The 20831-nt window shown below is 64.7% G+C and carries 13 protein-coding genes and 1 pseudogene; 11 read left to right on the plus strand and 3 right to left on the minus strand.

What is annotated here, in order from left to right; translation table 11 throughout:
* From DTX69_RS25765 to DTX69_RS25790, 6 genes are read left to right on the plus strand one after another with little or no spacing between them, the layout of a single operon-like run.
* Entirely contained in the window at positions 1–948 is a 948-nt protein-coding gene (locus DTX69_RS25765) for a UbiA family prenyltransferase (RefSeq protein ID WP_119304450.1), read from the plus strand.
* Positions 945–3407, plus strand: coding sequence for a PEP/pyruvate-binding domain-containing protein (locus tag DTX69_RS25770; protein WP_119304451.1), 2463 nt, complete (start codon positions 945–947; stop codon positions 3405–3407). Before DTX69_RS25765 ends, DTX69_RS25770 begins: the two co-directional genes overlap by 4 nt.
* The gene (locus tag DTX69_RS25775) at positions 3400–4500 is read left to right on the plus strand and encodes a DUF3419 family protein (RefSeq protein ID WP_119304452.1); all 1101 of its coding nucleotides are present in this window, start codon (positions 3400–3402) and stop codon (positions 4498–4500) included. Before DTX69_RS25770 ends, DTX69_RS25775 begins: the two co-directional genes overlap by 8 nt.
* Positions 4497–5801, plus strand: a complete 1305-nt coding sequence (locus tag DTX69_RS25780) for a diacylglycerol/polyprenol kinase family protein (protein ID WP_119304453.1) — start codon at positions 4497–4499, stop codon at positions 5799–5801. Before DTX69_RS25775 ends, DTX69_RS25780 begins: the two co-directional genes overlap by 4 nt.
* Positions 5798–6643 carry a hypothetical protein gene (locus tag DTX69_RS25785; RefSeq protein ID WP_119304454.1) on the plus strand — a complete coding sequence of 282 codons (846 nt, stop codon included), beginning with the start codon at positions 5798–5800 and terminating at the stop codon, positions 6641–6643. Before DTX69_RS25780 ends, DTX69_RS25785 begins: the two co-directional genes overlap by 4 nt.
* A gap of 13 nt (positions 6644–6656) precedes the next feature.
* Positions 6657–8072, plus strand: coding sequence for an AMP-binding protein (locus DTX69_RS25790; RefSeq protein ID WP_119304455.1), 1416 nt, complete (start codon positions 6657–6659; stop codon positions 8070–8072).
* Between the two features lie 301 nt (positions 8073–8373).
* Here DTX69_RS25790 and DTX69_RS25795 read toward each other — a convergent pair whose 3' ends face one another.
* Positions 8374–8754 (minus strand): winged helix-turn-helix transcriptional regulator, encoded by a 381-nt coding sequence (locus tag DTX69_RS25795; protein ID WP_119304456.1) that lies wholly within the window; start codon positions 8752–8754, stop codon positions 8374–8376.
* Positions 8755–8862: 108 nt separating this feature from the next.
* Here DTX69_RS25795 and DTX69_RS25800 point away from each other — a divergent pair, with 108 nt between their 5' ends.
* The 3 genes from DTX69_RS25800 to DTX69_RS25810 all read left to right on the plus strand — a co-directional run bounded on the left by DTX69_RS25800 (position 8863) and on the right by DTX69_RS25810 (position 10590).
* Positions 8863–9258: a TfoX/Sxy family protein gene (locus DTX69_RS25800; RefSeq protein ID WP_119304457.1), complete on the plus strand. Its 396-nt coding sequence runs from the start codon at positions 8863–8865 to the stop codon at positions 9256–9258.
* The gene (locus tag DTX69_RS25805; RefSeq protein WP_162917562.1) at positions 9255–9683 is read left to right on the plus strand and encodes a hypothetical protein; all 429 of its coding nucleotides are present in this window, start codon (positions 9255–9257) and stop codon (positions 9681–9683) included. The genes DTX69_RS25800 and DTX69_RS25805 overlap by 4 nt, the downstream gene beginning before the upstream one ends.
* A 94-nt stretch (positions 9684–9777) precedes the next feature.
* Entirely contained in the window at positions 9778–10590 is an 813-nt protein-coding gene (locus DTX69_RS25810; protein ID WP_119304459.1) for a DUF72 domain-containing protein, read from the plus strand.
* Positions 10591–10596: 6 nt separating this feature from the next.
* Here DTX69_RS25810 and pbpC read toward each other — a convergent pair whose 3' ends face one another.
* Complete coding sequence (pbpC, locus tag DTX69_RS25815; protein WP_162917563.1) at positions 10597–12678, minus strand: penicillin-binding protein 1C; 2082 nt, start codon at positions 12676–12678, stop codon at positions 10597–10599.
* 11 nt (positions 12679–12689) lie between these two features.
* Positions 12690–17576, minus strand: coding sequence for an alpha-2-macroglobulin family protein (locus tag DTX69_RS25820; protein WP_119304461.1), 4887 nt, complete (start codon positions 17574–17576; stop codon positions 12690–12692).
* A gap of 1392 nt (positions 17577–18968) precedes the next feature.
* Here DTX69_RS25820 and DTX69_RS30415 point away from each other — a divergent pair.
* On the plus strand, positions 18969–19445 hold the full coding sequence (locus DTX69_RS30415; protein ID WP_162917564.1) for a hypothetical protein: 477 nt from the start codon (positions 18969–18971) through the stop codon (positions 19443–19445).
* Positions 19446–19611: 166 nt separating this feature from the next.
* A pseudogene (locus DTX69_RS25830) lies at positions 19612–20831 on the plus strand (hypothetical protein); the annotation flags it as partial.

Here is a 20831-nt window from a genome sequence, read left to right on the forward strand (position 1 = left end):
ATGTCCGATACCACCTCCGCTCGCGCCCAGCTTCCTTTTCTTCATCGGTTTTGGGCCTACCAGGCCGAGCGGTTTCCACTGCTCCGCACCGTGACCTTGCTGATCGTGTTCACGGCAGCCAGTATCAGCGTCTCCGCGCACCTTTCCCAGCGCGCGCTGCCAGGGCTCTGGACATTCGTGGTGGCGGCACTGGTAGCGCTCATCGTGTTTTTCCAGATGCGCGCCAGCGATGAGGTCAAGGACCACGACGAAGATTACCGCTATCGTCCGGAGCGGCCGATTCCGCGCGGACTGGTTTCGCTGCGCGAGGTCGTCACCGTAGCGCTGCTGCTGGTGCCGCTCGCCATCCTGCTCGCGGTCTCGCTCACTCCCTGGCTGCTGGCGCTTCTGGGTCTCGTCTGGCTGTGGCTGGGGCTGATGACGGTCGAGTTCTTCGCGCCCGCATGGCTGAAACCGCGGCCCTTTATCTACCTGGTCTCCCACATGCTCATCATGCCGATCATCGACCTGTTCGTGACGGCGACGGAATGGCTGCCGCATGATCGCTGGGCGCCCAATGGATTGTGGCTGTTTCTTGCGCTCAGTTTCTTCAATGGCTGCGTGCTGGAGATCGGCCGCAAGATCTGGGCGCCGCAGAACGAGCGCGATGGGGTCGAGACCTACTCCCAGCTGCTCGGGCCGCGCCGCGCCGCCGCTCTCTGGGCTGGCGCGGCCGCGGCCGCGCTGGGTTGGCTGATCGCCGTCGGAGTCGCAGTCGGCGCTCTGCTGCCGGTTGCAGCGATCGGGACAGTCGCCTTCCTGGTCGTCGCCGTGACCGCTTTGCGCTTCCGGGCCAATCCCACGCCGGAGGGACAGAAGCGAATCGATGTGCTGGCCGGGCTCTGGGTGCTCGTCTGCTACGCCGCAGCCGGCTTCGCTCCGTTGCTTGGCCTCGAGGCGATCACATGACGCAAATGATCGGTGCGCTCCGGGACCGGATGGAGGTCGCCGATTTCGGCGGCAAGGCGGCGGCATTGTCGCGCCTGGTCGCGATGGGCTTCGACGTGCCGCCGTTCATCGCCGTCAAGCCGGAGGCGTTCCGGATCGACGGGCTTGATGCCGGCGTTTCGGCGAAACTGCAGCAGTCGCTCGACGACCTCGGTGAGGGGCCGTTCGCCGTGCGCTCCTCGGGCCGGGAGGAGGATGGGGCCAGCCACTCCCATGCCGGGCAGTTCTTGTCGGTGCTCGAGGTCAAGAAATCGGAGGTGGGTGCCAAGGCTATCGAAGTCTGGCGCTCTGGCTTGACCGACACGGTCCGGACCTATCGCCTCTCCAAGGGCCTCAACGCGGATGGCGGTGCGCCAGCGGTTATCGTGCAAAGAATGGTCAAGGCGCGGGCGGCCGGCGTGCTCTTTACAGCCGATCCCGTCAGCGGCCGGCGCGAGCGCCTGGTGGTTTCCGCTGTGGCTGGGCTGGCGGATCGCTTGGTCGGCGGCGAGATCGACGGCGACGATTACGTGCTCGACAAGGCCGATGGCCGCCTCATCGATGGTCCCGATTCCGGCGCGTTGCGGCCGGCGGATCTCGAGGCGCTGGCGGAACTGGCGAAGCGCGTGGAAACCGCTTTCGGCTGCCCTCAGGATATCGAATGGGCCTTTGAGGACGATCGGCTCTTCGTGCTGCAGGCTCGTCCTATCACGACGTCGCTGCAGGAAGCTCCGATCAGCGATCCGGTCGTGACGATCTTCGACAATTCGAACATCATCGAGAGTTATCCCGGCATCACGTCGATCCTGACCTACAGCTTCGCACAATATGTCTATGCCCGCGTCTATCGCGTGTTCGTCCGGCTGGTCGGCGTAGACGAGGCCACCATTCGCGCCCATGCCGCGGTGTTCGACAACATGCTGGGCCGGATCAACGGGCGGATCTATTACAACCTGATCAACTGGTACCGCACCCTGGCCCTGTTGCCGGGTTTCGCCATCAACCGCGGCTACATGGAAACCATGATGGGCGTGGGCGAGGCGCTGCCGGCGGCGATTGTCGATGCAATCGCGCCGCCGCGGGCGCGTGGCTTGGCCGTAATCGGCGAGTGGATCCGCATCGGCCGGGTCGCCTTCCGGCTGCTGTTCGAGGCTGGTCGGCTCAAATGGAGCATCGCCGCATTCTATCGGCGGCTGAATCGTGCACTGGAGCAGCCATCGGATCGGCTGTCCACGATGCCGTTGACGGCACTCGCCGCTGAGTACCGTCGCATCGAAGCCGAGTTGCTGGACCGCTGGGATGCGCCGCTGATCAACGACTTTCTTTGCATGATGGCGTTTGGAGCCTCCCGCAAGCTGCTGGAGCGTTGGGCTGGCACCGAGGGGCTCAGCGCTCACAACGATATCATGATCGGGCAGGGCGACATTGTCTCAGCAGAACCGGCGCAGCGCATTCGCAGCATGGGCGCGCTGATCCACGGCGACACGCCGCTGATCGCGCGGCTCGCGGCCGGCGACAGGACTGCGCTCGACGCCCGGTCCGACCTGGCGGCGGCGGTCAAATCCTATCTCGAGAAGTTCGGCGACCGCTGCACCGAAGAGCTGAAGTTGGAAAGTGCGACTCTGGAGGATGATCCGACGCCGCTGCTGGCTGCGATCTCCGCCGCCGCGGGAGCTGGCGATGCGCACCGTCCGGCGGTCGGAATCGAGGCGCGGCTGAACGCGCTGTTCCCCCACCATCCGGCGAAGCGGTGGATGGCGCGCTGGGTCGTCGGCTGGGCCAAGGCGCGGGTCAGAGACCGCGAGAACCTGCGCTTCGAACGGACTCGTATCTTCGGGCGCGCCCGCCGCCTGTTCCTTGCCATCGGCCGCCAGTTCGCCGCGCTGGATGTGATCGAGAAGCCGCGCGATGTCCTGTTCCTGACCGTCCAGGAGATCCTGGGGGCGATCGAGGGCTTCGGTGCCACGGCCGATCTCAAGGGACTGGTCGCGGTCCGGCAGCGTGAGCAAGAGCGCGACCGCGGTTTGCCCGAGCCGCTCGAGCGGGTTTCAATCCAGGGCGCCGTCATCTCCGGACCGTCCTCCAGCGCTGATACTGCGCCCACGCAGGTCGCGGACGATCGTCAAAGAAAAGGCACTGGATGCTCGGCGGGCAAGGTCGTTGCCGCCGCACGCGTCGTCCGCGACCCTAGAACGGAATCGCTCGCGCCAGGCGAAATCCTGGTTGCCCGCAATACGGATCCAGGCTGGATCGCCGTCTTCACCAATGCCTCCGCCATTGTCGTCGAGCGCGGCAGCCTGCTCTCACATTCCGCCATCGTGGCGCGCGAACTCGGCATCCCGTGCGTCGTCGGCATCAAGGGCGTGCTGGATTGGGTCCGTCCCGGCGAAAGGCTCTCTGTCGATGGCGCGACCGGTCTCGTGGTGAAGATCGATGGCTGAGTCGCAGATCGCCGGCAAGGCACGGTTCGACGACATCCGCTATGCCCAGCTATGGGAGGATGCGGAAGTCCTGGTTGCCGGTTTGGATAGCCGCCCCGGGGCGACGCTGGTTTCCATCTGTTCCGCCGGCGACAACGCGCTCGCCATGCTGACGCTGGATCCTGCAAAGGTCGTCGTCGTCGATCTCTCCAGCGCTCAGATCGCCTGTCTCGTCCTGCGCATGGCTGCGTTCAGGGCGCTGAATCATGTCGGGTTCCTGGAACTGATGGGGGCGGTGCCCTCGGCGCGGCGAAGCCAGCTCCTGGACCAAGCGGCGCGGACGTTGCCTCCTGGAGACCAGGCGTTCTGGGATGCGAGAAGGCCGGCGATCGTCGCGCACGGGCTCGGCGGGATCGGTAAGTTCGAGCGCTATTTCCGAATCCTGCGGCGCTGGCTGCTGCCGTTGGTGCATGATCGGCGCACCATCGACGGGATCTTCGTGTCACGCCCGCCCGATCAGCGGGCACGCTTTCTCGCCGAGCGTTGGAATAATCGGCGCTGGCGTTTCCTGCTGAAGTTCTTTTTCTCGAATGCCGTGATGGGCCGGTTGGGTCGCGATCCTGCGTTCTTCGACCACGTCGACGGCAGCCTCAGCGATCACGTGCAGCGCCGCATCAATCACGCGGCGATCACGCTGGATCCCTCCTTGAATCCCTATCTGCACTGGATCCTGAAGGGCACGCATGGCAAGGCGCTGCCGATGACCTGGCGCGCGGAGCATTTCGCCACTATCCGTGATCGCCTCGACCGGATTGACATCCGGCCGGGTTCCCTGGAGCGCTTCGTGTCGACCGGCGAAACGGCGGACGGCTTCAACCTGTCGGATATCTTCGAATATATGGACGAGGCAACCTTCGCGGCGGTGTATGGCTCGATCCTCAGCGCCGCGCGTCCGGGTTGCCGCCTGGTCTATTGGAACATGATGGTGCCGCGGCGGGTGCCGGAGCCTTATCGCGCGCGTGTTCGCCGGCTGCGGGACGTCGAAGACCGCGGCAAGGCCGCTGACAAGGCCTTCTTCTATTCCGATTTCGTGGTGGAAGAGGTGCTGGCGTGAGCATTGCCGTCAACCTCGCGCTCGTTGCCGCATCGATCCTGCTGCTGCTCGGCGTGATGGCCGGAGTGAAGGCCGCCGCGGGCTCGCTCGCGATCGGCAAGGAAACGCAGCGCAAGCTCATTCATGTCGCCACCGGCCTCTACTGCATCGCGCTGCCGCTGATCTTCGATGAGCGGTGGCCGATTCTGGTGCTGGTGGCTGCCGCTTTGGTCGTTCTGCTGGCGCTACGATCGCCACAGATCATGAAGACAGGCCTGGCTTCGACCTTGCACGGGGTGGAGCGCAACTCGCACGGCGAGATCTATCTGGTCCTGGCGGTCGGTTTCCTCGCGTTTCGCACGGAAGGAGACCTGGTCGCTTACGTGCTGCCTCTGCTGGTTCTGACGCTGTCAGACGCCGCGGCGGCGTTGGTCGGCGTGGCCTATGGCCGCCGCAAACTCGACGTGGAGGAAGGCGCCAAGAGCGTGGAAGGCGCTGTCGCCTTTTTCGCCACCACCTGCCTCATTGCGATGATCCTACTGTTGCTGATAACCGACGTGCCGCGATTGAGCGTCGTGCTGCTCAGCCTGATGATCGCGGCCTTCGGCGCCATGGTGGAGGTCAACTCGTGGAAGGGCCTCGACAACCTCTTTATCCCGGTCGGGCTGCATCTCTTCCTGGTCAGCCATCTGGACTCGCCGCCTGTCCAGCTCCTCGTGCTCACCGCCGGCTTCCTGTTGGTGGCGGCATTCGTTCTTGCGGCGGCGCCGATGCTGCAGGTCACCCGGCAGGCGGCGAAGGCGGCGACAGTGCTGATCTTCCTGGTCTGTTCGGTGACCGCGCCGCACAACGCGATCCTGCCGGCGGTTGCGATCCTGGCGCATCTGGCGGCGCGACGCAGCCGGCCGTGTCGCAGCCGTCATCCGGACCTTGACCTGCTCGGCACCGTCGCCGGTATCTCGCTGATCTGGCTGTTCGTCGGCGAATATGCCGGTATGACCGCCATCAACATGTTCAATTTCACCTTCGGCATCGCTGCGGTCATGCTGTTGACCTTAGCCAGCAGCGTGTGGCCGAAATGGGCGGTGGCCGCCTCCGTCGCCGCGATCTTCGCGGCTCTGCTGGTCATCGCCGGGTGGAATCCGCCGACGGCGCAGTGGCATCCGTTGCTATGGCCCTGGGCTGCAACTGCAATGGCAGGAGGCTGCCTGCTGGCGCTGTGGGCGCCCGGATGGTTCGACCGCTATCGCGGCCCGCGCGTCTTCGCACTTGCGCTGATCGTGCCGGTCCTGCTGTTCGTGACAGGGAGATTCACCACATGAGAGCCGGCCCCGAAATCCTCACAGTAGACGGCGCCGAGGCGACGATCCATCGCGATGCCCCACATTGGGAAGGCCTCTCCACCGCAGCTCTCGGGTCGTTCCTCTGCAATGATGCGCAGAGCGGCGCCGCATTGTTGGACCGGGCCGCGGCGATACTGGCCGGCGAAGGCTTCGCCGCCTTGATTGGCCCAATGGACGGCGACACTTGGCATCGCTATCGCGTGGTGACGGAGAGCGACGGCAGCGCGCCCTATCTGATGGAGCCTGTCAGCGGGCCAGCCGATCACGCCGCTTTTCTTGCTGCCGGATTCGCGCCTATCTCGGAATACGTTTCTATGCGTGGCGCCTTGTCGGGGGCGATCGATCCCGCGCCCAAGAGCGTGCGGGGCGTGCGCGTGGTGGCGTGGGATGGCAACAGGTCGGAGCAGCTCTTCGACCAGCTGTTCGCCGCGTCGGCGTCGGCGTTCGAACGCAACCGCTTCTTCAAGCCGATCGAGAAGGCCGCCTTCCTGAAGCTGTACGAACCGGTCATTCCGCTCATCGACCCGCGTCACGTGCTGTTTGCGCAATCGGACGGCGGCGAGCTGGTGGGATTCCTGTTCGGCATCCCGGACCGGTTGGAGGGAGAGCTGCCGAAGACGGTCATCCTGAAGACCTATGCCTCCGGATTGCGCGGTGTCGGCCATCTGCTGGCAGACACCTTTCACCGCAATGCCCTGGCGCTTGGCTACAGCGATTTCATCCATGCCTTGATGCACGTGGACAACATCTCGCGCCAGCGCAGCCTTCGTTACGGCGGCACCGTCTTCCGGCGCTACGCCCTGATGGGCCGGCGCCTGTGACCAACCTGCGCCCATGAACCTGATCGAGACATTCCTGGCGACGGCCGAAAGGCGCGCCGACCGGGTCGCGATCGTCGCGCCGGATGGGCGCCCCGTGACGTTTGCGGAACTCGCCGGTCGATCGGCGACGCTCGCCGCGGCATGGCAGCGCAAGGGCATCGAGCCCGGCGACCGCGTTTTGCTTGCCATGGCTCTGGGATCGGATCTTTACGCAAGCATCGCAGCGCTCTGGCGGCTCGGCGCCACGGTGGTCTTTCCTGAACCGGCGATGGGCCTGCGCGGCCTGCGGCACGCGATTGCCGCGACGCGGCCAAAGGCATTTCTCTCTGCCGGCAAATTCCGTTTCCTGAGACTTCTGTTGCCTGAACTCTGGAAGATACCTCTGAGCCTGCATCCCATCGCGGACTCTATCGCTATCAAGGAGGTATATGACGCCGGCAAGGATCATCCAGCGTTGATCTCATTCACGAGCGGGTCCACCGGGCACCCCAAGGGAATCGTGAGAACCCATGGGTTTCTAGCAGCACAGAATGCGTGTGTCGCGCAATTGCTGAGCCCATCCAGGGAAGATGAGACTGACCTGGTGGCATTTCCGGTCTTCGTCATCGTCAATCTCGGACTCGGAATTACCTCGGTTCTCCCGAACTGGCGCCTGACGCGCCATGATGAAGCCGACCCGGCGGCGCTGGCTCACCTGGTTCGAGAGCGAAAAGTCACGCGGATGCTGGTGCCGCCGTCGATCTGTGAAGTCGTTGCAGGAAGCGACGAGCTTTGGCCAATCGAAGCCGTTTTCACCGGTGGCGGGCCGGTGTTCCCCGATATCCTCGAACGGCTCGCCAAGCGAATGCCACGCGCTGATATCATCTCGGTCTACGGATCCACCGAAGCGGAACCGATCGCTCATCAGAGCATGCATGAAATATCGGACGCCGACTGGCAGGCCATGCGCACCGGCGCGGGCCTGCTCGCAGGCCCTCCGATTCCCGAGGTTTGGGTCCAATTGCTGGATGACGAGATCCTCGTTGCCGGCGAGCACGTCAACAAGGGCTATCTGGACGGGTCGGGCGATGCGGCGAACAAGATCCGGATCGATGGGGAGGTCTGGCATCGGACGGGAGATGCCGGCCGGATCGATGACAAGGGACGGCTTTGGCTGCTGGGCCGGAGAGATGCCAAGGCCGGTGGTCTCTTTCCGTTCAGCGTAGAAGTGGCCGCGCGTTTCTGGCCCGGAGTCCGGCGCGTGGCGCTGGTGCCAGGCACAACGGCGGCGGTCCTGGCCGTGGAGGGCGATCGCTCCTGCTACGGCCAATGGGCGCGGCTCGCCAGCGAACGCGGCGATATCCGTCTCGTGCACCTGGACCGAATACCGCTCGATCGGAGGCACCGGTCGAAGGTCGACTATGTAGCCCTAAAGGCGATGGCGACCTAAGCAGATTTTGGAAAAGAACGCGCGGTTACGCGCGGGTAATGACGAGCCGCTCTATCTGTGGAATCGCGGCGCGCGAGGAGGGCCCATTCGCCTATCGCAAACGCCATCATGATAGATTGGGGCCGATGTTCGTGCCGCTCCAGGAAGCTGGGGAATCTCGCGGCAGCGACCTGGTACGTGAACGTGCTCGTCATTCAGCAGCAGTTCCGCGGATTGAGACTCAGCACGAAGCTCCTGGCCCTCGCCGATGACATTGGATGCTCGCTAGGCAAGCGCGGCATGAGCGTCATCACTCTGCCATTCAGGATTTCGCCGGATAGAAGTCCTCCGGCTTGCCTTCGCTGAACCAGCGCGGCGCTGACCATCGGCCCGGAATGTGACGCGCGGCCCAGGTCGCGAGTTGCTGCAAGACCGGTAACAGATCGGCGCCGCGCTTGGTCAAGCGATACTCATGGCGCACGGGGTTTTGCTGGTAGGGCGCCTTCGTGATCAAGCCATAGGATTCCAGCCGCTCCAGCCGGTCCGCGAGGATGTTGCTGGAGATCGCTTCGGGCATCTCCGCAAGGTCCCCATAGCGATGACGGCCGGCGAAGATGGTCCGAAGGACAACCAGCGTCCACTTGTCCCCGACGATGTCCAAGGCCGAGGCGACCGGACACTGAGACCGGAAATCAGGCCACATCTCGATACCTCCAATTCGTCACTTTCATCTTGAAAGTGACGGGAACTCGTGCTCTAGTAAACAAACTTGCATTTTGCAAGTTGCTGGAGCGGACGCCGAGGATTGAGCATGTCCAAAGCGGGGCAGTTGAGGTCGAAAGCCGCCGAGACAGCGGACGCGACCGACTTGGCAGGCCGCATTCGCGCCGTCATTCCCGCGATGGGACGATCGGAGCGGCGCATGTTTGGCGGTGTCTGCTTCATGCTGAACGGCAACATGGTCGCCGGCACATTCCGCGACGAGCTGCTGGTGCGGGTCGGCAAGGAGCGCAACGCCGAGGCGCTGAAACAGCCGGGTGCTCGGCCCATGGAAATGCGCGGGCGGCCGCTCGACGGCTACGTGATGGTGAAGCCGGCGAGCCTCAATGATGGCGCCCTGAAGGACTGGATCCGCCTTGCCATGAACCATACAAGCAGCTTGCCGGCGAAGTCGAAGCCCGCGCGGAAGGGAAAGGGACGGAAATGATGACGCGCTATGCGCTGGCGATCCTGGCCTATGTGGTGCCGACATTCGCCATCGGCTTTGTCTGGCACCTGGTCTTGTTCGAGCAATATTACGCGGCGCTGCAGATCTATCGCAGCGACATCATCATACCGTTCGGCTTGCTCTCGATGCTGATCCAGGCGATCCTGTTCGCCTGGATCTACCACAAGGGCTTTGCCGGGCAAGGCGGCACCTGGGTCGGGCGCGCCGCGCGTTACGCCGCCGTCGGAGCCCTGTTGTCGTGGAGCTTCACGACCCTCGCCGTCGCCGCCAAGAATCTGATGGCGTCGGTGCCCGATTACATCGTGATCGAGACCGCATTCACCATCGTGCAGTGGATCATCGTCGCTCCGTTGACGACGTTGGCCTTCGCTCCCAAGGCCGGTATCAAAGCGGCGACTGCGTGATCCAGAGCCGCTCGTGACATGTTTCGACAGTCGATTGCATAATCCTGATGCGGCATTATCCTCGCTTCGCACGCAATCGATTAGGACGAGAGGCATGCCCACCAAGACCGAAGGAAGCATCCGCGTCGGCATCGGCGGCTGGACGTTCGAGTCGTGGCGCGGGACGTTCTATCCCAAGGACTTGCCGCAGAAACGCGAGCTGGAATATGCCGGCCAGCACCTGACCGCGATCGAGATCAATGGCACCTACTATGGCTCGCAGAAGCCAGAGAGCTTCGCGCGCTGGCGGGCGGAGACGCCGGAGAGCTTCGTGTTCTCGGTCAAGGGCCCACGCTTCGCCACCAACCGCAGCGTGCTGGCAGAGGCCGGCTCCAGCATCCAACGCTTCCTGGCGAGCGGCGTGACAGAGCTCAAGGAGAAGCTGGGGCCGATCAACTGGCAGTTTCTGCCCACCAAGAAGTTCGATCCCGCGGATTTCGAGGCGTTCCTGAAGCTGCTGCCGGACAAGGCCGGCGGTCTTGCCATCCGCCATGTGGTCGAGGTGCGGCACGAGAGCTTCCGTGTGCCGGAGTTTGTCGCGCTGCTGCGCAAGTACCGCATCGCCACGGTCCTGACAGACAAGGACGCATTCCCGGAAATCCCCGATATCACGGCGGATTTCGTGTATCTGCGCTTGCAACGCTCGGCGGAAAAAGTGGCTACGGGCTACCCGCCGAAGGAACTGGACAAATGGGCAGAGCGGGCGCGTGCCTGGGCGATGGGCGGCGCGCCGGAGGACTTGAAGCCGATCGGTGCGGCCGAGAAGAAAGCGTCGAAATCGCGCGACGTGTTCATTTTCATGATCAACGGCTTCAAGCCGAAAGCGCCGGCGGCCGCGATGGCGCTGATCGAGCGCGTCGGCCGCTAGTGGTCGTCAGCGGCCAACGTCGAGAAAGACCTCGATCCGCGTCGATCGGCCCTCTGAATCCATGGCTTCGATCGTGGTGAAGCCGCCACCGTCGGGGTACCATTCGCCGTTCCAACGCTGGGTCGGGTCCGCCAACGGCTTGCCGTTGACAAACCAGATCAGACGCCCTGCGCCCCCAGCAGCGCGCAGGGCGATCGGCGCCAAACCGTTCGGCGACTTCTTCGCCTTCAATCTGCTGCCGTCCACAGGGAACGTGATGCTGAGGGCGTTGGGATCGCGCTTCGGCGCGATCACGCCACCGATGGGTCGTTCGAAGCGGCGCAGCCCTGGCGGCAGCTCGCCGGTCGGGCCGCTGATGATGCCGGCGGGCGGCGCGGCACGCAGCGGCGGCGAAGCGGGCAGCAGTTCGGCGACCCTGAACAGAATGGGCGCGGCGGCTTTCATACCGATGCAGGCATCGCAGGGCGTTCCATCCGGTCGTCCGACCCATACGCCGATCGTGTAGTCGCCGCTGAAACCAAGCGCCCAGGCATCGCGATAGCCGTAGGAGGTGCCAGTCTTGAATCCGATGCTGCGCGTCTGGCCTGCATCATCTGCGTAACCCCTCGGCGCCGAAACGCCCTCCAGCGCCCGCGCCACATACCAGGCCGCGACGGGCCCGAACAATGTGCTTGGCGTCGATGGAGTTTGATCGGGCGCAGAGCTCAATGCACGAACCTGCCCGCCGTTCGGTATGGCGGCATAGAGCGTGACAAGCTCTTCGAGTGTGAGGCCGAGCCCGCCGAGCGCGAAGGGCAGGCTGGCGCCGCCGCGGCTTCGATCGAAACGCGCCGTAACCCCCACCTGCTGCAAGGCAGCGTCGAAGCTGAGCGAACCGATGCGGTTCAGCAATGCGACCGCCGGAATGTTCAACGAATGCTGCAGCGCTTCGCGCGCCGTGACGTCGCCATGGAAGCCATCGTCGAAATTGGCGGGAACGTAGCCGTCGAAATCGCGCGGGCTGTCGGACATCAAGGTGTCCGGATGAAGCAGCAGACGATCGAAGCCGATGCCATAGATGAACGGCTTCAGCGTGGAGCCCGGTGAGCGCACGGCTGTTGCCATGTCGATCATGCCGCGCCGCTCTTCATCGAAATAGTCCGGCGCGCCCACGTAGGCGACGACCTGCAGGGTGGAGTTCTCGACCACCATCGCCGCCATGCCCACCTCCGCCGGAAAATCGCGCAGGCGGGGCTGCAGCAACTCTTCCACCGCACTTTGCATCGTTGCGTCGATGGTTGTGTGGAGGAGATGCTGCCCTGGATCCGACTGCCGCGCCAGCCGCTCGGTCAGATGTGGCGCTAGGAAGGGCAGAGGATGGCGCTGCCGCGGGACTGGCGCGCGCTTGGCTTCCTCCGCCGTTTTGCGGTCGATTACGCCGCGCTCTGCCGCGATATCCAACACCCTGTTGCGCGCATCTTCCGCAGCCACCGGGTCGCGGTCGGGACGCAACTGCTCCGGCGCGCGGGGCAGGGCAACCAGCAGGGCCGCTTCGGCCTCGGTCAGGCGCCGGGGCTCCTTGTCGAAATAGGCCCGCGATGCCGCGCGGATGCCCTCCAGGTTGCCGCCGAACGGCGCCAGAGTCAGATAGACGTCGAGGATCTCCAGCTTTGAATGATGCACCTCGAGCTGCAAGGCACGTGCCATCTCGATCAGCTTAGCGCGCATGGTGCGCGGCCTCGGCTCCAGCAGGCGCGCTGTCTGCATGGTGATGGTCGAAGCCCCGGAAACGATGCGGCCGTTGCCGGCCCATTGCAGCAGGGCGCGTCCGACTGCCAATGGATCGACGCCGGGATGGCGCTTGAAACGCTGATCCTCGTAGGCCAGCAGCATGTCGAGATAGAGCGGATCGACCTCGCCGGCGTGCGCTGGCAGACGCCACACGCCATCCGTCGCAAGAAAGATCCGCAGCGTCTCGCCCCTGCGGTCGACGGCGACCGTGGACAGCCGGTCGAACCGGGCGAAGTCCAGCGGAAGAACCCGATCGCCGATCACTCCTGTGAGGAGGACACATCCCAGCGCCAGAGCGAACCAGCGCCACGATGTCAAGCGTGCGCGCCTCATGGATGGCTGGGCAGAATGCGGATGCGGGTCGTGGCGCCGCGCGCGAAGGCATTGGGGCGGAACAGATCCTCCACATAAATGCCGGGCATGGTGAACTCGCCCGGCGTCACCGCACGCACCATGTAGGCCATGCGGAACTGGCCGCGATAGTGCCAGTAGTAGCGCTTGATGTCGGCGGTCGCGACAAAGCGATCCTCGCGATACTCGGCCAGTTGCAGCGTGCTGAGGTCGCCCAGCCAGGCCAGATTCTGCGTCGTGTCGTTCTTGTCGAACTTCACGTTCTGGATCTCGACACCGCTCGGCAGCATGTCGACGATCGTGGTCTGTCCGCCGGATTCGCCCAAGCGGCGGCCCTCGATGATGACGACGAGAAGATCGTTCTGGCGGATCGCGTCCAGTTTCACCGGATTGCCGAACCGGTCCACGATCTTGCGGCTGATGGTGAAGCCGTTCTCCTCCGCCGGCAGGTCGCCGACCGGGTTGCCGACCGCCGAAACCGTCAGATAGACGGGGCGCTCACCGGCAGTGCCGATGGTGGCAAGGACGTCACCCGCACCGCTTGCGACGGAGAAGCGCCGCAGGTAAGGCTGATTCCACGCCGCGAGCGTGGGCAGGGCCTGCCCGTCGACAACGATGTCGATGGACTCCGCGCTGCTGCTGAGCGCTTCGCTCAGGTAGAGCAGCCATGCCATCTCCTGCGCGCCGAGGTATTTGACAGCGGTCGCATCCTTCGCCAGCGCAGCGGCGAGCGCGGTCACCCGTGTGCGGTCCACGACGCCGCTTTCGGCCATCATGGTGATGATCGCGGCACGTTCGCGCAGTGGCGTCGCATAGTCGTAGAGACTGCCTTCGCGATCGCCGCCGACCAGATGGAGCAGCGAATCCTTCGTGTGTTCGATGGAATCGAATGCGACTGCAGCCATCTGCAGATCACCCAGCCGGGCGAGCGCGGCGCCCACTTGCGCCCGCGCCAATGCTGTCGGCAGCCTGTCGCCGCGCGCTTCGAAGAAGCGGCGCAAGCGACCGGCATCCATGTTGCCGGATCGCGTCAAGACGTAATAGGCATAGGCCTGCACCGCCAGATCGTGACCGCTCGTGCGGTCCTCAGAGACGAAGCGCGTCATCCACCGTATGCCGCGGCGATAGGCGAGCTCCGGAACCCGCGCGCCCTGTTCGTGGGCGCGAGTCAGAAAGTCGAGCACATAGCCGGTCAGCCATTCCTCCTCCCGATCGCTCCAATAGATCCAACCCGGCGCGAACGTGCCGCGGGCCACCTGACGGCCGAGGATCGACTCAATGGCACGTTCCATGCGCTGCCCCTGCTGCTCGCTATTGCCGAGGCCGAGCGCCTCGTAGGTGCGGCTGAAGTAGAGCAGGGGGACAGCACGGCTCGCCATGTTGGAGGTCCAGTAGTAGGGATCGCGGCTGAGGGTCCCCACCAGGCCGGCGGCACCGAAATCCGGCACCGAACCCACATTGAGATCGACGATCGCAGTATCGCGGAACAACCCGTCCGCGACCGCCCAGTCGAGCTTCAAGTCCACATCTGGCGCGAGGATCGCCGCCATGCGCCGGGTCTCGATCGGATTCTGTGGCCGCACCGAGATGTGCCAATCCCGCTCGAGCATGAAGCCATCAGGCCCAATCAGGGTCAGATGCACCTTGCCCTCGCCGGCCTTGATCGCGTGAAGGCCGCGAATGGTGCGATAGCTGTCGTCTCGGTCGAGGGCGATTCCGCGCCCATGATTGGGCGTGGCAGCGATCGAGACGGCGTCGTCGGCCTCCAAGATGGCGACATACTTGCCGGCGGGACCCGCGAGATTGCTGAGGCTGAGCGTGATATCGGCCCGGTCTCCTGGGGCGAGGAATAGCGGCAGCGCCAGTTCGGCAACGACTGGGGCGCGAACCGTCAGCATCCGGCTGGCGGCGCCGACTTTGTTCGCCGACCAGGCCACTGCCATCAACCGCAGCCTGCCATTGAAGTCGGGCAGCTTCAGCGGGATGGTCGCGTGACCGGCATCGTCGACGCGCACAACACCGGAGAAAAGCGAGACGACTTGGGTGTTGCGCTTCGGGGCGTTGGCAAGCTGGCGTGATTGCGGCGGGGTGACGCCGTCACCACCGGATCTGACCTGTCCGCGTTCAGCGCCTAAGGGATCGATCAGGCTGCCATAGAGGTCGCGGATGTCGCCGCTCAATCGCCGCTTGCCGAAATAATAGGGCAGCGGATCCGGTGACGCGAAGTCGGTAAGGTGCAGTACGCCGTCATCGATGGCGGCCAGAGTGATGAAGACCTCTTCGCCTTCGCCGCCTGTAACTGTTAGGGGAACTGTGATGGATTGATTGGGCTCCACGATATCCGGCGTGTCGATCGCGACCGTGAGCTTGCGCAGCGACTGGTCGATGGGCACCCACGCGGCGCCGATCGCGCGTTGCGGCAGCTCGCTCCGCTCCGGATCGGCCGGCGCGAAGGCGTTGGCCACCAGATAGAGGCCGGCCGTCGTATCGTCCGGCAGCGTAAAGGTGACATCCGCGCCGCTCGCCGGGATGGTCTTTCGCCACGTCTCGCGAATGCCGCGATCGACCAATGTCAGCAGCACATCGCTATCGTACGGCGGCTTCACGAAAGCCGTTACACCGGCCCCCGGCGCGTAAGAGGCCTGTTCCAACGTGACCTCGACCTGGTCGGGCGCGGCGGCGATGCGATCCCCGCTCGACCACCAGCCGGGGTAGAAGCCGATGCTGGTGGCGGCACCGGTCTCGAGGTCGAACACTTCCAGGCGATAGCGGCCGCGACCGACCTGTTGATCGATCCTCGCCGGCTGGCCGGGCGCCACATCAACAAGTCCCCCAGCGATGCGCGGTGAATCGCGCTCGACCACCTGCCATCGATAGCCGCCGTCGATGGTGGAGTAGAAATGCCACTCGCTGAAGACCTTGACCAGCTCCCAGGTGAGGCCCTTGCGCTCGATCATGCGTCCTTCCGGATCCAGTGCCATCACCTCGAAGGCAAGTTGTGCGTTGGCATCGACATAATCGCCGCTGAAATTGGGCTTGAGGCCGATTGCCACCGGGCGAGTCTCGACCGGAACGGTCAGATTGCGCTTGGCCGGCCGGCCGCCGACATCGAACAAGGTTGCGTGCACCAGGGCTTCGAGCGGCTGTGTCGTATCCGGTAGGGCCTTGAACTGGAACTCCGATGAAACGCGGCCTTGCCCGTCCGTCACGATCTTGGCCGGATTGATCTGGATTGCCGGCAGGTCGCGGTCCTGCTCACGGCCGAACTGGTAGCCGGAGAAGGCCGGATATGGCTTTTGCGCACGCCGGATGATGACGGCAATCTCGCCGTTCAGGTCGGCGGCCGGCGCACCATAGAGGTACCGCGCGTCGATCTCGATCGGCGTTGCGACACCCCGTTTCGCGATCGTGGCCTTGCTCGCGAGGTCGAACTCGATGCGCGGCGGCACGAAATCGCCGACCTCGAAACTGGTCGACCCGATCGTGGCGCCGTCCGGGCTCGCTTGCGCGGTCGCCGTCCATTGGCCGCTCTTGGCCGTCATCGGCAGAGCAAGGTTGAGCACATAGCTGCCGCCGCCCTGATCGGTCAGGGTGCGGCGGTCGATCTCCACGCCGTCGGGGCTGAGGATCTTGACGATCAGAGGCAGCGCGCTAGCCGCGCGTGCGTGATCGTCACGCAGCAGGAAGACGACATTCGCCGTCTCGCCGGGCCGATAGATGCCGCGCTCGGCATAGGCGAAGACGTCGAGCGGTCCCGGTATCTGCCGACCGCCGACGCCGCGATCAGACAGATCAAGCGCAGGACCTTCGAGATTGACGAAGGAGAACTCGCCGTCCGCGCCATAGGCATAGATCGCGGCCGCGCGATTGCCGCCCTTGCCGCGCACCATGCCGGGGTCGAAGCGGGCGAAGCCGTCGGCATCGCTTGCCACTCGCGCCAGCTCCTTGTTGTTGCGAGCCAACAGCGCCACGGCCACACCGGCGACCGCCTGCGCCGTCTGCAGAGAGCGGACCTGAACCAGCAATCCCTCATCGCTGACAAAGCTGGTCAGGCCCAGGTCCGAGACGACGAACCACTGGCTGGCCGGTGGGATGCGGCGGTCGTCGTCATCGCGCAGGTCGGTGCCTTTGGCGGCAGCGGTCGCGATATAAAGGCCGGGTCTCAGCGCGCCGATCGTGTCGTCGATCGGCAAAGCGGTGGTGACCGGCTTGTTCGGCGCGTTGCTGATCAGCAGCTCGCCGCTCCAGACCGGCTCGCCCTCGCTGCCGCCGACGCCATAGGCGTTGCTGTATCGGTCGGCACCGAACCGGATGCGGTCGATCGAATTGCGATCATTGACGCGAGCGATCTCAACCTGCACCCGGTCGATATTGACGGTGCGGATCGGCAGTCCGTCGTTGCCGAGGCGCGGCAGCACCGTGCCTTCGCTGGCAAAGATGATGCTGGGCCGCATGGCGCCAATCTTCACCGCATGTTCTTCGGCCAGGGCGAGCGAACCATGCACGCCGGGTAAGCCGGCCAGCAGCCTCACCTTGTAGTCCTGGGCGTGCGCGAATCCTTCGACGCACAGGACCTTGTCCCGGATCGTGGCGGCGATCTCGATCGCCGGCTCGACCTGGATGTAATGCTGCATCGCAACCTTGGGCGAGCGATCGAGGTGACGGTTGAATGTGAAGCAGGCTTGCGGGACCGGCCTTTCAGAGACGATCTGCAACTCCATGGTGCGCAGCGGCGCGTTCGCATCGCCCAGCTTGCCGTCGGAGCTTTCGGTCGCGAAGCGGATGATGATGTTGGGATCGGCCGCCGCGAGATCGATAAGCGCGACCGACATGGCCAGAACGGCCAGCGCCAGAAACCAGCGCATCGTGATAGCCCCCAAGAATCAGCGAAGAATGCGATCGGTTCAGGAAAGAACGGGCTCGCGGAAGTCAGGCGGCTTGAGGGAAATCGGGCGGGTGGAAGCCATCGGGAGCACCGTCGCCCCAGCCATTGGGGTGCAAAGAATTACACCGATAGATTGCGACTATCCTGTGGCGGAAAGAAGGAGCGGGCGTGGCATGTGGAGAGGCCGGCGGAATACGCGCGACGTGTCATTTTCATAACCAACGGCGTCAAGTCGAAAGCGCCAACCGCAATGGTGGCGATGATCGAGCGGCTGTAGCGTCACGGCTGTTGAACCGCCTGCTCTTGTCACGAGGAAGTCCCTGGTCTTGCCGCACAGTGCGGGACAACTAGGCGCTATGAGAGAGTCACGTCGCACTGGATTTGGGGGTGTCTCGTGAGCAGTCAAAGTAAAGCTGTTGGAAGTCGAGCTAACGAACTGAGATCGCTCGATATCAGTAAGCGCTCGCCTGAGCAGATCGCGCAGCTGTCTGCCCGCCGGAACGTGCAGCACAGGCACTTGCAGGCTTCTCCGGACCCGCTGAGATCGGACCGTCACGCGGTTGGCCGGCCCGCGGCAAACGTCGCGTCAGACTCGCACGATGAGAAAGCGCCGTCGGGAGTTGCGGTCCCGGAGCCAAGGCGGCTTCGGACGATCGCATACAGCTCGGACTTCGCTGCTGTTCTGGCGGCGGGCCGCGCAACACCTGCGGCGGAATTGAAGGCATCAAGACTACCCCCGCCTGCAGCTGCAGCGCTCTGGCCGACCAGGAGGAGTCACCTATCTGGCGTGCGATGGCTGCAGGCCGGTCTGGCCTCCGCTTTATTCGCCACAGGCGTATACGCCGCCATGCAGTGGCACAAGCAAGACGCATCGGTCGCCGTCAATGCCAACACAGATGCTGGGGCGCTCGCGAAGGCAGCCATGCCCGTATCAGCCGGGCAGCAGCGACTACCAATCCAGATGGACGCACCGCTACTGCCGGCGGCGATGCGGACGCCCGCGACCGACGCTGCGGCGTTGCAAGAGATCATTGATGCAGCGCTCCTTGCCGACGCTCCTCCCACAGATGCTGTGGCGCAGCCGCACCTAACGCCGGTTTTGAAGCCGCCTCTGCCTATCGCACAGACCATCCAATTGGCTGCGGAGCCCGAGCCTGCAGTGGCGGCGCCGTTGGAACTCTCACCCATTGGCCCGCCGGTGCCGATTCGCGGCGCTGCCGCTTCGGCTAATTCCATGCGATTGCCCAGTAAGGGTGATGGGCAAGACGCGACAGAAGCCGCAGCGATGGACGATGGATGGTCGTCCGACTTTGATCAGCGAGGCAGTGACAAGCCTAGCAATACCCGAGGGCGTGCCGAGGGCGCTGCTCCATTGGGTGACCAGGCATCTGGCTCTGCCGGATCGGACCCGTCGGCTGGCGGCACTGGCGGCTCGGCCGGCGATGCAGGGACAGGCGATCAGGGCGGCACGGGCGCAGGAAGCGGTTCGGATACGGGCGGAAGTGCTGGAGGTTCCGATGCGGGAAGCGGCACGTCGGACGGCGGCACGTCGGACGGCGGCACATCGGACGGCGGCACATCGGACGGCGGCACATCGGACGGCGGCACATCGGACGGCGGCACATCAGACGGCGGCACATCGGACGGCGGCACATCGGACGGCGGCACATCAGACGGCGGCACATCAGAGAGTGATGGATCCGACAGTGGGTCCGAAGGCGACTCCGACGATGGCGGCGCGATCGGCGATGCGGGCGAAGCCGTCGGTGGTGCGGTGGGCGATGCGGGCGAAGCCGTCGGTGGTGCGGTCGGCGGCGCCGGCGAAGCCGTCGGCGGCTTGACCCGGTAGAGACCGTTACCTGCCTCGGCGCACGGTGCCGTTAGCTGCTCCGCCGTCGGCACTACTGCTGCTTGGGCAATGCGCTTGTCACGAAAAAGACCCTAACTGCGTGAAGACTCGTGGGAACGGCACGCACGCCGCGATGGTTCGCGTCATGCTGGATTGAGGGTACCCCATGAGCCTTCACAGTAGCGCAGTCAGGAAGCCGGCGAACGACCCGAACCCGTTCGATGTCAGCAAGCGCCGACCTGAACAGATCGCACAGTTGTTCGCGCGTTGGAAAGAGCAGCGCAAGCGCCTGGAGCACAAGCACGAGCCGGAGCCTGCTGCACCGCGGGTTGAGCGCTTCGTGCCGACTGTCGTGTCGGCGCGCGCGGAACGGGAGGCGCCGGTCTCCAAATCAACGCAACGGCAAGACCCGGAACACCGCGCGCCCCAGTACACCGCCGATTTCGCTGCCATCCTGACGAGCAGTGACAAAGCGGCGGCCCAGCGAATCAAGGAATCAAGGCTGCTCCCGGGAGCACTCGCGTCGCGCGCCCGCGCTGCGAACGGATCGCGCATGCGGTGGGCGTTGGCCGGAGCAGTCTCTGTCATTGCGGCTGCGGCCACCGCCGGAACTGCATTGTGGCCGCAGACGGACACGCTGACCAGCACAGCGGCGGCGCCGGCGCAAGCTGAACCTGTGGAGCTGCCGCTCGAAGTTCAGGCAGCGCTGCCCTTGCTTCCGACGGCAATCGCTCGCCCGCGGACAGCGGAGCCGTGGCTCCTGCAGCAACTGGCCGATCTTGTGAGTTCACCTCCTTCGTCTGAGCTAGCAAATGCGCCCTTTGCAGTGAAGCTGAAACCCGGCTCGGCTCTGGTTCAGACCGCCGGCGACGGCGTTGGAGCGACCGTGCCTGCCGATGTCGCTGCATTCCCATCCGAGCCACTACCCTTGGCCGAAGCTCCGGGAGAGTTTGTGACCGGTGCCGGTGACTTGACCGCGAACCCGGAAGCGGAGGATCAGGCTGCGTCGATGCCTCCAGCGTCGAACCCTGCCGACCCCGGTCGAGGCGGCAATGACAGATCCGACGTGCGCTATCGTTCTAGCACGCCCGTCGATGGCGAGGGACCTGCCACTGCTGGATCGAGTGGCGCGGTGGCCGATTCTGGTGCGTCGGCCGCCAGCCGCAACGGCGGTTCAGCCAGTGGAACAGAAACCGGCGATCAAGGCAGCACAAGCGCCGACAGCGGTGCCGATACCGGCGACGCCGATAGCTCGGGCAGCGATGCTGCCACCGGCTCTGACGAATCAAGCGCCGACAGCGGTGCCGATACCGGCGACGCCGATAGCTCGGGCAGCGATGCTGCCACCGGCTCTGACGAATCAAGCGCCGACAGCGGTGCCGATAC

Origin of the sequence: Dongia deserti, from assembly GCF_003574735.1 — a bacterium.
GTDB classification, from domain to species: domain Bacteria; phylum Pseudomonadota; class Alphaproteobacteria; order Dongiales; family Dongiaceae; genus Dongia_A; species Dongia_A deserti.

Excerpts from the sequence above, each read along its gene's own strand:
- DTX69_RS25765 (WP_119304450.1), top strand. The coding sequence starts at position 1 with ATGTCCGATACCACCTCCGCTCGCGCCCAGCTTCCTTTTCTTCATCGG.
- DTX69_RS25770 (WP_119304451.1), top strand. The coding sequence starts at position 945 with ATGACGCAAATGATCGGTGCGCTCCGGGACCGGATGGAGGTCGCCGAT.
- DTX69_RS25775 (WP_119304452.1), top strand. The coding sequence starts at position 3,400 with ATGGCTGAGTCGCAGATCGCCGGCAAGGCACGGTTCGACGACATCCGC.
- DTX69_RS25785 (WP_119304454.1), top strand. The coding sequence starts at position 5,798 with ATGAGAGCCGGCCCCGAAATCCTCACAGTAGACGGCGCCGAGGCGACG.
- DTX69_RS25790 (WP_119304455.1), top strand. The coding sequence starts at position 6,657 with ATGAACCTGATCGAGACATTCCTGGCGACGGCCGAAAGGCGCGCCGAC.
- DTX69_RS25795 (WP_119304456.1), bottom strand. The coding sequence starts at position 8,754 with ATGTGGCCTGATTTCCGGTCTCAGTGTCCGGTCGCCTCGGCCTTGGAC.
- DTX69_RS25800 (WP_119304457.1), top strand. The coding sequence starts at position 8,863 with ATGTCCAAAGCGGGGCAGTTGAGGTCGAAAGCCGCCGAGACAGCGGAC.
- DTX69_RS25805 (WP_162917562.1), top strand. The coding sequence starts at position 9,255 with ATGATGACGCGCTATGCGCTGGCGATCCTGGCCTATGTGGTGCCGACA.
- DTX69_RS25810 (WP_119304459.1), top strand. The coding sequence starts at position 9,778 with ATGCCCACCAAGACCGAAGGAAGCATCCGCGTCGGCATCGGCGGCTGG.
- DTX69_RS25820 (WP_119304461.1), bottom strand. The coding sequence starts at position 17,576 with ATGCGCTGGTTTCTGGCGCTGGCCGTTCTGGCCATGTCGGTCGCGCTT.